The sequence below is a fragment of the Sphingomonas sp. Leaf37 genome, assembly GCF_920939475.1.
Taxonomy (GTDB): domain Bacteria; phylum Pseudomonadota; class Alphaproteobacteria; order Sphingomonadales; family Sphingomonadaceae; genus Sphingomonas.
On record NZ_CAKLAX010000003.1, the window covers coordinates 320,839 to 335,004 of the forward strand.

The window sequence follows — 14,166 nt, forward strand, 5'->3', positions numbered from 1 at the left end:
ACCCTGCGTCAGCCGAACGCTACGTCCGCGATCGTCACCACCCGCGATATCTGCGGCAGGATGTGACGTATCGCGAAATCGTGCAGCTCCGCCGATCGCGATGTGCAGGCATCCTCGACGATCACGACGTCGTACGACAATTCCCATGCCGTGCGCGCCGTCGACTCCACTCCGAAATTGGTCGCAATGCCCGCGATCACCAGCGTCTTCACGCCGCGGCGGCGCAGGTGCAGGTCCAGATCGGTACCGGTGAACGCACCCCAATGCCGCTTCAACACGACGACATCGCCGTCCTGCTGCAACCCGTCGACCAATTCGCTGAACCCGGGCGGCGTCGCCGGCGCCGGCAGGCTTGGTTGGTCGACGACCTGGCTCGGCGTGGTGTCGGCGGTGAAGCCGACATGGACCAGCACCACCGGCGCGTGATGCGCCCGGAACCGCTCCGCCAGCGTCTTGCCCGCCGCGATCACGGCAGCCGCGTCATGCGGCCCCTTGTCGCCGGCGACGATTCCCTGTTGCAGGTCGATGAGGACGAGGGCGGTGGAGCGTGGATCGAAGGCCGGCATCGCCGCTCAACCGGCGACCGGAGGCTCCGTTCCAGCCCGCTCGCGCGGCACCCAGATTGCGGAGACGGCATCGCCGTAGGCTTCCGCCCGTCCGGTCAGCGCCTCCGCCCCGATCCACGCGCATACGATCGCATCCAGCATATCCTCATGCGCCTTGCGTTCCGCCCCGTTCGCCTGTTCGGGCAGCGGCGGCAATTTCGCGGCAACCCCGTCGATCCGGGTTGCCAGCAGTGCCGCGATTCGCTGCCATTGCTCCCGCAACAGCGCATGTCGGACTGCGAGCGGCTCACCCGGCCAGTATTTCGTCGTGTTCCCCGCCTTGTATGGCAAGCGTCGCGCAGCGCCCGCCAGCACGACCAGCGCCGGATGCGGATAGACCTCGATCAGCCCGCCCGTGCTCGCGTCGTGCATCTGCAGGGGATAGCCAGCGGCGGCGAAGCCGGCCCGCAAGGTATCGCTCAACGGTCCGGGCCGCACTGCACCCGGCGAATGGGTCGAGCAATGGCGTGCGCCGAACGCCCGCGCGATCCCGTTATCCGACGGCCGGCGCCCCGTGATCGGCTCCAGCGACAAGGGCATGTCGATCGCGACGAGCGACACTGGCCCGCCCGCGATCCGTGCCGCCGCACTTAGCAACGCCTGCGCATCGGGCACCGATCCGCCGATCCTTGCCGCGCGGTCGTTACCCGATGCCAGTGCCAGAAACCGGTCATAGGACGGCGTCACCGCCAGCAACGTCCATCGGCCCCTGCGTTCGACGGCAAGCGCAACGCCGCTCGGCCGGGCGGCGGTCCAGGCCGCGTCGATACCCAGCACCACTCTCATCGTCTCGATCCTCGCAATATCCGGCAGCCGCGCCATGCCGGCGCTAGATATAAGCTCCCTTCAGCAGGGCCTTCTCACGCTTGTCGATGGTCCGGCGCAGCAAGGCCCGAAACTGTTTCGCCTCGGCGATGATACGATGCTTGTCGAACCAGTCAGCGGCTCCGCGCTTGACGACCTCCTCCGCGTCCGTCGAACCGGCGGTCGTCGCGCTCGACACCACCACGACCGGTGCGCGCCGCATGCCGTGCAATTCGCTTAGGAACGCCATGCCGCCGATACCCGGCATATGCAGATCCAGCGTTATAATATTGGGCTTGGTGGTGTCGAGCAGCACCCGCGCGCTTTCCGCGCTTTCGGCAACCCCGACAACGCTCGCATGAGGCTCCTGTTCGACGATCTGCTCGATCACCGCGCGTACCGTGGCCGAATCCTCGATGATCAACAGCCGAATCGCCGTCACGCCCGCATCCCCCGTTTGGGAGCCCCGCCTCGATGACCGGGCGCGGCTCTCTTCCCGATCATGCTACCGGCAGAAGCCTTTGCAAAAGGTGGACTTTTAAAAGAATCTGGGGGTACTCGCCGCACATCCTGCCCGCCGGATCCGATCGGCTACACGTCGGATCGAAGATATGGGGAGGGACGCCTGGATGCCCCGTGAGGATTCGAACCTCAATAGGCGGTATCAGAAACCGCAGTCTTACCATTAGACGACGGGGCACCAGCGAGGCGCGCATCTAGGCGTCGGTGCGATTGGTGTCAACGGGGCAAACGTGCTCGGCTTGTCGCAAGCGGTCGACCACGCTACCTGAGGGGCAAGCACCGAGCAGGTATCGTCCTGCGACGGCAGTATCGAACAGAAAGTCACCACGGCTATGGGGGATGGATCCGCCCGAATGCCGTACCGGCAGGAACCCCCTGCCCGTCCGGCGCCTGCCCGGCCGCAGCGCGGCCGCTGGTCCGATGCGCAGGCGTTCGCTGCGCTGGACCTCGGCACCAACAATTGTCGGCTGCTGATCGCCCGGCCGCAGGGCGACGGCTTCGCCGTGATCGATGCATTTTCGCGAATCGTGCGACTGGGCGAGGGACTGGCCGCGACCGGGCGGTTGAGCGATGCCGCGATAGAACGCACGATCGCGGCCCTGCGCGTCTGTTCGGACAAGCTGAAGCGCCGCAACGTCACGCTCGCGCGTTCGGTCGCGACCGAGGCATGCCGCCGCGCCGCCAACGGGCCTGAATTCATCGCCCGCGCCTATGCCGAAACCGGCATCCACCTCGACATCATTTCAGCGGAGGAAGAGGCGCGGCTGGCGGTGCTCGGCTGTCATGCGCTGATCGAGCCGGGTGACGACCCCGCATTGATCTTCGACATCGGCGGCGGATCGACCGAACTGGTGCTGATCGACACCACGCGGGGCGCGATGCCGCGGGTGCTCGACTGGCATTCGGCGCCCTGGGGTGTCGTGTCGCTGACCGAACATGCCGGCGGCGGTGAGGGCGAGGACGGTCGGCTGGTCGCGTACGAGCGGATGCGCGGCATCGTCGCGGACAGTTTCGCGGATTTCGCCGCACGCCTGCCCAAGAACGTGGCGCGGCCCCGGCTGCTCGGCACCAGCGGCACGGTGACGACGCTCGGAAGTGTCCACCTGGGCCTCAGCCATTACGACCGGGCGCAGGTCGACGGCCTGATCGTACCGTCGGATTCGATGCGGCGGATCAGCGAGGATCTGTCACGCAAGTCGGTACGCGAGCGCGCGCAACTCGCCTGCATCGGCACCGAGCGCGCCGATCTGGTCGTCGCCGGCTGCGCGATCCTGGAGACGATCCTGGACTTGTGGCCCGCGGAACGGCTGGGCATCGCCGATCGCGGGATTCGCGAAGGCATTCTACGACGATTGATGGGGAGTCCCAGACCTTGAACAGGAACAACCCGTGAGCCGGGATGGTGGAGGTCTGCGCACGCGGGTCAAGACGGCGCGCGGGCGCACCGCCCAATCGACGCGCTGGCTGGAGCGGCAGCTCAACGACCCGTACGTGAAACGCGCGAAGGCAGAAGGGTATCGCAGCCGCGCCGCCTACAAGCTGATCGAGCTGGACGAACGATTCGGCATCATTCGCGGATCCAAGCGAGTGGTCGATCTCGGTATCGCGCCGGGTGGCTGGAGCCAGGTGATCCGGCGGCAGGCGCCCAAGGCGACCGTCGTCGGCATCGACCTGTTGCCCGTCGATCCGATCGACGGCGTCACGATCTTCCAGATGGACTTCATGGACGATGCCGCGCCCGATCGCCTGATGGAAGCACTGGGCGGGGCGCCCGACCTCGTCCTGTCCGACATGGCGGCGAACACCGTCGGCCATCCACAGACCGACGCCCTGCGGACGATGGCGCTGGTCGAGACCGCATTGGCCTTCGCGGTAGACGTGCTGGAAAAGGGCGGCAGCTTCGTCGCCAAGGTGTTCGCCGGTGGTGCCGATTCGCAGCTGATCGCGGAGATGAAGCGCAACTTCAAGACGGTGAAACATGCCAAGCCGCCGTCGAGCCGCAAGGGGTCGGTGGAATGGTTCGTGGTCGCGCAGGGGTTCAAGGGTCGCCAAGCGGATTAGCCACGCTGATCCGGGCTCTCTGGATGCGCACGGCTAACGACCCGCGCTACAATCAGGCGATCGAAGCCATTGGTCCCGGCGTTCGCCGGGATGACGGGTATGAACGGGGACATCGTTTCGATGCCCCAAACGCAAACGACGCGGCAAAGCCGCGTCGTCGGTCGGGCTGGAGCCCGCTGGCCGGCATTCGGCTTTTGCTGGTTTAGCGTCGCTAAACCAGCGCCTCATGCTCAACCCTCGTAATCGGCGCCCAGATTCTGGTTCCGCGGCGGTGCAGCGGCAGTCAGGCGGAGCGCTTCCGCCGAAGCGGAGAGCGAACCGACCGCATCGACTTCGTCCTCGTCATCGATCTGGACGCGCTGCAGGCTGTTGACCACGGCCTCTTCCAGATGATCCGGACGGACCAGTTCGTCCGCGATTTCGCGCAGGGCGACGACCGGGTTCTTGTCGCGGTCGCGGTCGAGCAGCAGTTCCGCACCGCCCGAGATCTGACGCGCGCGCTGGGCGGCGAACAGGACCAGGTCGAAACGGTTGGGGATCTTGTCGACGCAATCCTCGACGGTAACGCGCGCCATGGACGCTTTCCTTCGCAAATACCGATGCAGTGAAGGCGGGGAGCTAGGCGACAGGTCCGCAGAAGTCAAGAAAATCGGGTATCCGCACGTCCGTGGCTTGTGCCGCCGCGGGCCAGCCGTCACAGGCAAGCGGATGGACGCGCCCGCCCCACAGCCCGTGTTTACGGTAGACGGCAACCGGCTGACCCTGCTCGACACCGGGCCACGACGGCTGGATGCGCTGCTCGACCTGATCGACCGCGCGACCCACGACCTTCGTATCCTCTATTACATCTACGCCGACGACGAGACCGGGCGCCGGGTCAACACGGCATTGATCGCCGCGGCACGGCGCGGCGTATCGGCCGCGCTAGTCGTCGACGGCTTCGGCAGCGAGGCGGATGAGGCTTTTTACGAACCGCTCCGTGCAGCGGGCGTATCGGTATGCCGCTTCGCCCCCAGGATCGGGCGGCGCTACCTGCTGCGCAACCACCAGAAGCTGGCGCTCGCCGACGCCGGCACCGATGGCCAGCGGATCATCATCGGCGGCTTCAATGTCGAGGACGATTATTTCGGCACCCCGGCGCAAGAGGCTTGGCGCGATCTGGGGCTGCTGATCGAGGGACCGGCAGCAGGACGGCTCGCCGGCTATTTCGACGCGCTGCACGACTGGTTGAAGGCGCCCAAGGGCAAGGTCCGTCCGCTCAATCGCGCGCTGTCGCAATGGAGCGAGACCAGGGGCCTGACCCGCTGGCTGATCGGCGGCCCGACGCGGCGCCTGTCACCCTGGGCGCGGGCCGTGCGCGACGACCTGCGCCGTGGCAGGCGGATCGACATCATCGCCGCCTATTTCACGCCATCCCCCACCATCCTGCGCCGGCTCGACAAGGCTGGACGGCGCAAGGCGAAGGTCCGCATCGTCACCGCGTCGAAATCGGACAACAACGCGACGATCGCCGCGGCGCGCTTCACCTACGCCGGCCTGCTGCGCAAGGGGGTCCAGCTGTTCGAATACCAGCCGACCAAGCTCCACACCAAATTGTACGTCATCGACGATGCGGTCCATATCGGCTCGGCCAATTTCGACATGCGCAGCCTGTTCATCAACCTCGAACTGATGTTCCGGGTCGAGGACCGCGCCTTCGCCGACCATGTGCGCGGCTATGTCGAGGGCGAGATCGCGCGCTCGCAGCCGATCACCAGAGCGTGGTACAAGGCGCATACCGGCGCCGTGCAACGCATACGCCAGTTCTTCGCCTACCTGTTGATTGCGATCGTCGATCCCGGCGTCTCGCGCGGGCTGAACTTCGGGATCGACGAATAGATCAGGCGCCCGTCAGCGAGCGATAGCTGTTGCGCAGCGCAACTTTGTCGATCTTCTCCGTGCCCAGCCGCGGCAGTGCCACCTCCGACACCCAGATCCGCGCGGGCACCTTGAACGCCGCGATATGTTCGCCGAGGAAGGCCTGCAACGCATCCTGCGTCAGCACCTCGCCGCCGCGGGCATGGACGACCGCACCCGGCACCTCGCCGAACCGCTCGTCGGCGAGGCCGAACACCGCCGCCTCCGCCACGGCCGGATGGGTGTAGAGCGCCGCCTCCACTTCCTGGCACGAGATGTTCTCGCCGCCGCGGATGATGATGTCCTTCTTGCGGTCGACGATGAACAGATAGCCATCGTCATCGAGGTAGCCGATGTCGCCGGTGCGGAAATAACCATCCGCGGTCATGCATGCCGCTGTCGCCTCCGGCCGGTTCCAATAGCCCAGGAAGTTGCAGATGGTGCGGATGCAGACCTCGCCACGGGCACCCTGCGGCACCGCCGCGCCGTCGTCGTCGAGGATGGCGAGATCGACCAGCGGTGCCGACGGCCGCCCGGCACTGTTCGGCTTGGCGAGATAATTGGTCCGCCAGTTGCCGGTGCCGACCGCGTTGGTCTCGGTCAAGCCATAGCCGATCAACGGCGCACCGCCGCCCATTTCCGCATCGATCCGCTTGACGTGCTCCACCGGCCGCGGCGCGCCGCCCGCGGCGAAATCGGTGACCGTCGAAAGGTCATATCGCGCGCGATCGGGATGATTCAGGATTTCGAAGCTCATCAGCGGCACACCGACGAAATAGCTGATCCGCTCGGCCGCGATCAGCCGCATCGCCTCGGCAGCATCCCATTTCGGCATCAGCACCAGCTTGCGTCCCATGGCAAAGCTTTGCAGCATTACCGGGATTTCCGCCGTGACGTGAAACAGCGGCAGCGTCAGCAGCGTCGATGGTTGCTCGGTCGGCGGGTTGCCGTCCTGACTGGCGATGCCGAGCATCATCAACGCCTGCGCCAGGTAATTGAAGATCCCCTGCACCACCCCGCGATGATCGGCGAGCGCGCCCTTCGACTGACCGGTCGAGCCGGAGGTGAAGAGGATCGTCGCGTGATCCGTACCGGCGATCGCCGGCAAGGTGCCGCCGCCATCCGCACCCGCCGTCAGGCCCGCCAGCGCCTGTTCGAGCGGAAGACCGTCCTCGATCGTCAGCACGCTCGCTGCGATCCCGTCCAGGCGCTTTGCCCGCGGCGGATCGGCGAACACCAGAGTGCAGTCCACCTCCGCCACCGCCGCCGCGAGCTCCTCCACCTGCCACCAGCCGTTGAGCAGCGTCGCGACACCGCCCGCCATGACGATACCCATGTACAGCACGATCCACGACGGCGAGTTGCGCATCGCGATGCCAACGCGGTCGCCCTTCGCGATGCCGTGCCCCGCTACCAGCGCCTGCGCCACCCGCGTCGCCGCGGCGTAGGTAGCGGCGAAGGTCAGCCGCTCGGCGCCCGCGACGAGGAACGTCTTGTCGGCGTGTTCCTGACAATAATGTGCGAAATAATAGGGCAGCGACGGCGGCGCGGCGGCGATGACCGGGTAGCTGCGCCCCTCCCGCTCCACCGATCCCAGCGCCAGCATGCCACCCGCTCCGGTCAGCGCGGCCATGGTCGCGTCCATGCGCTCGTCGAGGGCTGTCCTCATCATCTCTCTCCACTTGGTCTTGCGCCTTTGCGCCACTATGCAGGCGGCAAACCCCGGGGGAAAGCCTTGATCCTGTCCTTGCTCGCCGCTGCCGCCCCCATCGCCGTCCCGGCGAGCGGCGGCCACATCCGTTTCGCCGATCTGGGCTTGCACCCGGACGTGTTCTCGGTCGGTTTCTTCACGCTGCGCTGGTACAGCCTCGCCTATATCGCCGGCATCCTCGTCGGCTGGTGGTATCTGCTGAAGCTGCTCGCGCAGCCCGGCGCGCCGATGGCCCGCCGTCACGCCGACGACCTCGTCTTCTACGCGACGCTCGGCATCATTCTGGGCGGGCGGATCGGCTATGTGCTGTTCTACGCGCCCGACATGCTGCTGCATCCGCTACGGGTGTTCCGCCTGTGGGACGGGGGCATGAGCTTCCACGGCGGCGTGATCGGCACCTCGATCGGATTGATCCTGTTCGCCCGCAAGCACAAGCTCGACTGGCTGCGCGTGCACGATTATATCGCCTGCGTCGTGCCGTTCGGGCTGTTCTTCGGCCGGCTGGCGAACTTCGTGAACGGCGAATTGTGGGGCAAGCCCGCGGACGTGCCATGGGCGATCGTGTTCGAGCGCACCGTGCCGTTCGACGTGCCGGAGCCGGCACGCCACCCCAGCCAGCTGTACGAGGCGGGACTGGAAGGCCTGGTGCTGTTCGCGATCCTGTGGTTCGCCTTCTGGCGCACGAAGGCGCGGTATCAGCCGGGCAAGCTCGTCGGCCTGTTCGTGCTGGGTTATGGCGTCGCGCGGTTCATCGTCGAATTCTTCCGCGAACCGGATGCACAGTTCCGCGGGACCTTCATCGAGGCGACGGGCATCCACATGGGCCAATGGCTCTGCGTTCCGATGATCGCCGGCGGCCTGTATCTGATCCTGACCGCACCGGGCCGCCGCACGCGGGTGGAACCGATCGCCGGGGGGGAGAGCGTGGCCTGATCCCGTCTCCGTCGTCCCGGCGAAGGCCGGGATCTTCGTGGGAAGCCCGGCACGTCAGCCGCTCGATACCCCCAGCCTGCGCCGGGTGACGGAATAGCGTGGGCTACGCGACGGCGGTTCCTCGGTGCACCCGGCAGGATTTGCACGCGCAACCCTTGCACCGCCAGCGCAGCATCGGCATCTCCGCAGTGTGACCGATACCCCAGACGCCCCCCTTCCCGATCGCCTCGCCCGCGCGATCACGCTCGCTGGGCCGATGCCCGTGTCGCAGTTCATGGCCGCGGCCAACGCGCATTATTACGCCACGCGCGACCCCCTCGGCAGCGCGGGCGACTTCACCACGGCGCCCGAGATCAGCCAGATGTTCGGCGAGCTGATCGGGCTGTGGTGTGCCGACCTGTGGGATCGCGCGGGGCGTCCGGACGTGGCATGGGTCGAGCTCGGCCCCGGTCGCGGTACGCTCGCCGCCGATGCGCTGCGCGCGATGGCGAAATCCGGCCTGATGCCTGCGGTCCATTTCGTCGAGACCAGCCCCCTGCTCCGCGCCGCGCAGGCCGAACGCGTGCCACAGGCGACATGGCACGACGGCGTCGAGACGCTGCCGGCCGACAATGCGCTCATCGTCGTCGCCAATGAATTCTTCGACGCGCTGCCGATCCGCCAGCTGATCAGAAGCGCCGGCGGCTGGCACGAACGCCTCGTCGCCTGTCAGGACACGCTGTTCCTGCCGATCGCGGGCAAGCCCGTCCCCCTCGACGTCCTGCCCGAACCGCTGCGTGACGCGCCCACCGGATCGGTGCTGGAGATCTCGCCGGCCGGCGTCGGCGTGATGACGGCGCTGGCCCGCCGGATCGCCGCTCAGGGTGGTGCGATGCTTGCCGTGGACTATGGTCATGAAGGTCCCGCGCTGGGCGAGACGTTGCAGGCCGTGCGCGGCCACGCGTTCGCCAACCCGTTCGAATCGCCCGGCGACAACGACCTGTCGGCGCATGTCGATTTCACCACGCTCGCCGCCGCCGCACAGGCGGCAGGCGCGATCGCCTGGGGGCCGGTGACGCAACGCGACCTGCTCGGCGGGCTCGGCATCGATTCCCGTGCCACCGCCCTCGCCCGCGCCGCACCGGAGCGCACCGAGCCGATCCTGACCGACCGCGCGCGGCTGATGGGAGACATGGGAACTCTGTTCAAGGCGCTGGCGGTCACCCATCGCGACTGGCCGATTCCCGCGGCGTTCGGCGCATGACCGCAACCCTGCGCATGCCGACGGTGGCTGATGCCGGGGCGATCGCTGCGATCATGCGCGAATGCTTCACCGCGACCTTCGGCCATCTCTACGATCCCGCCGACCTCGCGAGCTTCCTCGACGGGCTCACGCTGGAGCGGTGGCAGGCGGAACTCGCCGATCCCGCCTTCGCTTTCCTACTCGCCGAGGAGCAGGAAGGACGCGCGGTCGGGTTCGCCAAGATGGGACCACATTCGCTACCCGTCACGCCCGCGGGTCCGATGATCGAGCTTCGGCAACTCTATGTCCTCGGCAGCCAGCAAGGCACCGGCCTCGCCCGCCGGATGATGGACCGGGTGATCGCCACCGCGCGCGACCGCGGTGCGCAGGAGCTGTTCCTGTCCGTCTACGTCGACAATCATCGCGCCCGCCGCTTCTACGAGCGATATGGATTCGAGGAGATCGGCACGTACGCCTTCATGGTCGGCAATCACGCGGACGAGGATCATCTGATGCGGCTCGTGCTGTGATCGACGTGGAGGTCATCCGCGCCCGCTCGCTGGGCGACATCCGCCACGGCTTCCTCGGCCGCCGCGGCGGAGTGTCGATCGGGGCGACCGCCGGCCTCAACGTCGGCATCGGTTCACGGGACGATCCCGCCGCCGTCGCCGAGAACCGCCGCCTCGCCGCCGCTGCGGTCTCGCCGGGCGCCCCGCTGCTGACGCTCTACCAGACCCATTCGGCTGACGTGGTGACCGTCACCCGCCCTTGGGCGGACGACGACCGTCCCCATGCGGACGCGCTCGTCACCGATCGCCCGGGCCTGTCGCTCGGCATCCTCACCGCCGATTGCGCGCCTGTCCTTTTAGCCGACCACGATGCCGGCGTCGTGGGCGCGGCGCATGCCGGGTGGAAGGGCGCGATCGGCGGCGTCACCGATGCGACCATCGTTGCGATGGAGCGGCTCGGCGCGCGACGCGAACGCATCGCCGCGGCGATTGGACCTTGCATCGCCCGCGCATCGTACGAAGTCGACGAGGCCTTCCTGCGCACCTTCACCGCCGCCGATCCCGCCAACGAACGCTTCTTCGCACCCGCACGCGAACACCATCACCAGTTCGATCTCGAAGCCTATGTCGCCAACCGCCTCGCCGCCGCCGGCCTGACCCGGATCGAAGCACTTGGTCTGGACACCTATGCGGACGAGGCGCGGTTCTTCAGCTTTCGCCGGGCGACGCATCGGGGGGAGGCGGATTATGGCCGTCAGATCAGCCTGATCGCCCTGCGGGACGATTGAGGCCGACGCCGGTTTCCTTGCCAGGATTGTTTCATCCGTTACGATCCACGTCTATGCTGCTGTCATAAGGAGAGTTGCATGCCCGACGAAGCAGAGATGACCGGCGTAGCCAGCGGCACCCCCGCGCCCCAGGTGGAGCGGATCGGCGATCGCAAGTTGAAGCCCAGCACGATGATGATGGGCCACGGCTTCGACCCGGCACTATCCGAAGGCGCGCTGAAGCCGCCGATCTTCCTTACCTCGACCTTCGTCTTCCCCAATGCCGCTGCCGGCAAGCGCCATTTCGAGGGCGTCACCGGCAAACGCCCCGGCGGTGCCGACGGCCTCGTCTATTCGCGCTTCAACGGTCCGAATCAGGAAATTCTCGAAGACCGCCTCGGCATCTGGGAAGAGGCGGAGGACGCGCTCGCCTTCTCTTCCGGGATGTCCGCGATCGCGACGCTGTTCCTCGCGATGACCAAGCCCGGCGACACGATCGTCCATTCCGGCCCGCTGTATGCAGCTACGGAAACGCTGATCGGCCGCATCCTCGGCAAGTTCGGGGTCAAGTGGCTCGATTTCCCCGCCGGGGCGACGCGCGAGGAGATCGACGCCGTCCTGACCGAGGCGAAGACGGGCAACGTCGCGCTGATCTATCTGGAAAGCCCGGCCAACCCGACCAACGCGCTGGTCGATATCGAGGCGGTCGCCGCCAGCCGCGATGCGATTTTCGCCGATGCAGCCGAAAAGCCGCCGATCGCGATCGACAACACCTTCCTCGGCCCGCTTTGGCAGCAGCCGCTGCGGCACGGCGCCGATATCGTCGTCTACAGCCTGACGAAATATGCCGGTGGCCACAGCGATCTCGTGGCAGGCGGCGTGCTCGGCACCAAGGCGCACATCAACACCATCCGCTCGATGCGCAACACGATCGGCACGATCTGCGACCCGCATACCGCGTGGATGCTGCTGCGCTCGCTGGAGACACTCGAACTGCGCATGAGCCGCGCCGGCGAGAATGCGGTGAAGGTCTGCGCCTTTCTGCGCGATCATCCCAAGGTCGAACGCGTCGGGTATCTCGGCTTCCTGCCCGACACGCCCGGTATGGAACGGCAGGCGGACATCTATGCCCGCCATTGCACCGGCGCGGGATCGACCTTCTCGCTGCTGGTAAAGGGCGGCGAGGCGGAGGCGTTTCGCTTCCTCGATGCACTGCGCATCGCCAAGCTGGCGGTATCGCTGGGTGGCACCGAAACGCTCGCCAGCCATCCGGCGGCGATGACGCATCTGTCGGTACCCGAAGAGCGCAAGGCGGCGCTCGGGATCACCGATAACCTCGTCCGCATCTCGATCGGCGTCGAGGATGCCGACGACCTGATCGCCGACTTCGATCAGGCCCTGAACGCGATCTGACCCGGAAGTCTTCCCCGCGCGGGGAGGGGGTGGAGTTACGAACTTCGTGGCTCGCGGAAACGCCCCCTCCACCATCCCCACGAGGGGGAGGAAAGCCGTGAACCTCGTGACGCGCGAATACACCTACCCCCACGCGGGACGCCTAAATCCGCTCCCCTTGCCCCCGTGCTGCAATGCCGCGATGATATCGGTATGTCCGACCTATCGACCTTCATCGCCGGCCTGCCTAAGGCGGAACTCCACCTCCACATCGAAGGCAGCCTCGAACCCGAACTGATGTTCGCGCTGGCCGAACGTAACGCCGTCGCCATCCCGTTCGCCACAGTGGAGGACGTCCGCGCCGCCTATGCGTTCAACAACCTGCAGGATTTCCTCGACATCTATTATCAGGGCGCAAACGTCCTGCTGACACGAGAGGATTTCCGCGATCTCGCCATCGCCTATTTCGATCGCGCGGCGGCGGACGGCGTCGTCCACGCGGAGATCATGTTCGATCCGCAGACCCACACCGCGCGCGGCGTCGCGTTCGAGACGGTCATCACCGGCCTGCTCGACGGCATCGCCCACGCCGAAGCGCGCCACGGCATGAGCGTCGCGCTAATCCTCAGCTTCCTGCGCCATCTGGATGAGGCAGACGCCTTTGCGACGTTCGAAGCGGCACGGCCATGGCTCGGGCACATCACCGCGGTCGGTCTCGATTCCTCGGAACTCGGACATCCGCCGGAAAAGTTCGCCCGCGTCTTCGCCGAAGCGCGCGCAGCCGGACTGCGGCTGGTCGCGCATGCCGGCGAGGAAGGACCGCCGGAATATGTCTATCAGGCGCTCGACCTGCTCGGTATCGACCGGCTCGACCACGGCAATCGCAGTCTGGAGGACCCGATACTGACGGCGCGGTTGGCGCGCACCGGCATGACGCTGACGGTCTGTCCACTATCGAACCTGAAGCTCTGCGTGGTCGATGACATGGCGGACCACCCGATCGACCGGATGCTGCGCGAGGGGCTTCGCGCGACGATCAACTCCGACGATCCGGCGTATTTCGGCGGATATGTCGCCGACAATTACCGCGCCGCCGCCGACGCGCGCGGACTCGATCGCGACGATCTCGCCCTGCTCGCGCGCAACAGCTTCCTGGGATCGTTCCTGCCTGACGATGCGGTCGCAGCCCATCTGGCCCGGCTCGACGCCTTCGTGGCGGCGCACTGATGCCGGTATTCACGCACATCCCGCACGACGATTTCGTTGCCTCCGTCCATGCCCTGAATGCAGCGATCGTGGCGCAGGACTGGTCGCCCGACTTCATCATCGGCATCGGCCGCGGCGGCCTTGCGCCGGCGGTTTATCTCAGCCACGCCAGCGGCCTGCCGATGCTGTCGGTGGATTATTCCAGTCAGGTGAAGGATTTCGCCGACGCGCCCCTCGTCAAGCTGGCCGGTCGCACACGAGCCGGCGAACGCTTGCTGTTCCTCGACGATATCAACGATTCCGGCCGGACCATCACCCATCTGCGCACCGCGCTGGCCGCAGCGGGGGCGGTGGAGGGCGCGGTCCGGTTCGCGACGCTGATCGACAACATCAGCTCGGCCGAACGCGTCGACTATAGCGCGCGCACGATCGATCGCCGCGTCACGAAGGACTGGTTCGTCTTCCCCTGGGAAGCGGTCGCTCCCGAGGCGGCGATCGAGGAGGATGCCGCCGAGGTGCCGGACCGGATCGCCTGATA

Annotated in this window: 15 protein-coding genes and 1 tRNA gene; 10 read left to right on the plus strand and 6 right to left on the minus strand. The window is 66.8% G+C overall.

Translation table 11 applies throughout. From position 1 onward, the window contains the following. Positions 1-8: 8 nt before the first annotated feature. From LRA87_RS11235 to LRA87_RS11250, 4 genes are all read right to left on the minus strand, one after another. Complete coding sequence (locus tag LRA87_RS11235; RefSeq protein ID WP_230631557.1) at positions 9-566, minus strand: hydrolase; 558 nt, start codon at positions 564-566, stop codon at positions 9-11. A 6-nt stretch (positions 567-572) separates the two neighbouring features. Then, entirely contained in the window at positions 573-1,427 is an 855-nt protein-coding gene (locus tag LRA87_RS11240; protein WP_230631558.1) for a DUF429 domain-containing protein, read from the minus strand. A 7-nt stretch (positions 1,428-1,434) separates the two neighbouring features. After that, on the minus strand, positions 1,435-1,851 hold the full coding sequence (locus LRA87_RS11245) for a response regulator (protein ID WP_230631559.1): 417 nt from the start codon (positions 1,849-1,851) through the stop codon (positions 1,435-1,437). 184 nt (positions 1,852-2,035) lie between these two features. Continuing rightward, positions 2,036-2,109: transfer RNA gene (locus LRA87_RS11250), tRNA-Gln, on the minus strand. Between the two features lie 175 nt (positions 2,110-2,284). On the opposite strand from LRA87_RS11250, the gene LRA87_RS11255 reads away from it, so the two are divergent. Beyond that, complete coding sequence (locus LRA87_RS11255) at positions 2,285-3,307, plus strand: Ppx/GppA phosphatase family protein (protein WP_230631560.1); 1,023 nt, start codon at positions 2,285-2,287, stop codon at positions 3,305-3,307. 13 nt (positions 3,308-3,320) lie between these two features. Further along, positions 3,321-3,992 (plus strand): RlmE family RNA methyltransferase, encoded by a 672-nt coding sequence (locus LRA87_RS11260; RefSeq protein WP_230631561.1) that lies wholly within the window; start codon positions 3,321-3,323, stop codon positions 3,990-3,992. 230 nt (positions 3,993-4,222) lie between these two features. Here LRA87_RS11260 and rpoZ read toward each other — a convergent pair whose 3' ends face one another. Beyond that, positions 4,223-4,567 carry a DNA-directed RNA polymerase subunit omega gene (gene rpoZ / locus LRA87_RS11265; protein ID WP_230631562.1) on the minus strand — a complete coding sequence of 115 codons (345 nt, stop codon included), beginning with the start codon at positions 4,565-4,567 and terminating at the stop codon, positions 4,223-4,225. Between the two features lie 133 nt (positions 4,568-4,700). Here rpoZ and LRA87_RS11270 point away from each other — a divergent pair, with 133 nt between their 5' ends. Next, complete coding sequence (locus LRA87_RS11270) at positions 4,701-5,870, plus strand: phospholipase D-like domain-containing protein (protein ID WP_230631563.1); 1,170 nt, start codon at positions 4,701-4,703, stop codon at positions 5,868-5,870. 1 nt (position 5,871) lies between these two features. Here LRA87_RS11270 and LRA87_RS11275 read toward each other — a convergent pair whose 3' ends face one another. Further along, the gene (locus tag LRA87_RS11275; RefSeq protein WP_230632252.1) at positions 5,872-7,557 is read right to left on the minus strand and encodes a class I adenylate-forming enzyme family protein; all 1,686 of its coding nucleotides are present in this window, start codon (positions 7,555-7,557) and stop codon (positions 5,872-5,874) included. A gap of 66 nt (positions 7,558-7,623) precedes the next feature. Between LRA87_RS11275 and lgt the strand changes: the two genes are divergently transcribed. The 7 genes from lgt (at position 7,624) to LRA87_RS11310 (ending at position 14,164) form a co-directional block, all read left to right on the plus strand. Beyond that, positions 7,624-8,532 (plus strand): prolipoprotein diacylglyceryl transferase, encoded by a 909-nt coding sequence (gene lgt / locus LRA87_RS11280; protein ID WP_230631564.1) that lies wholly within the window; start codon positions 7,624-7,626, stop codon positions 8,530-8,532. Between the two features lie 256 nt (positions 8,533-8,788). Continuing rightward, entirely contained in the window at positions 8,789-9,775 is a 987-nt protein-coding gene (locus LRA87_RS11285) for a class I SAM-dependent methyltransferase (protein ID WP_230632254.1), read from the plus strand. Beyond that, a complete protein-coding gene (locus LRA87_RS11290; RefSeq protein ID WP_230631565.1) occupies positions 9,772-10,284 on the plus strand; it encodes a GNAT family N-acetyltransferase in 513 nt (170 codons plus the stop codon). The genes LRA87_RS11285 and LRA87_RS11290 overlap by 4 nt, the downstream gene beginning before the upstream one ends. After that, a complete protein-coding gene (gene pgeF, locus LRA87_RS11295; RefSeq protein WP_230631566.1) occupies positions 10,281-11,051 on the plus strand; it encodes a peptidoglycan editing factor PgeF in 771 nt (256 codons plus the stop codon). Before LRA87_RS11290 ends, pgeF begins: the two co-directional genes overlap by 4 nt. A 78-nt stretch (positions 11,052-11,129) precedes the next feature. Next, on the plus strand, positions 11,130-12,443 hold the full coding sequence (locus LRA87_RS11300) for a cystathionine gamma-synthase family protein (RefSeq protein WP_230631567.1): 1,314 nt from the start codon (positions 11,130-11,132) through the stop codon (positions 12,441-12,443). A gap of 192 nt (positions 12,444-12,635) precedes the next feature. Then, positions 12,636-13,649: an adenosine deaminase gene (locus LRA87_RS11305; protein WP_230631568.1), complete on the plus strand. Its 1,014-nt coding sequence runs from the start codon at positions 12,636-12,638 to the stop codon at positions 13,647-13,649. Then, a complete protein-coding gene (locus tag LRA87_RS11310) occupies positions 13,649-14,164 on the plus strand; it encodes a phosphoribosyltransferase (protein ID WP_230631569.1) in 516 nt (171 codons plus the stop codon). Before LRA87_RS11305 ends, LRA87_RS11310 begins: the two co-directional genes overlap by 1 nt. Positions 14,165-14,166 lie beyond the last annotated feature (2 nt).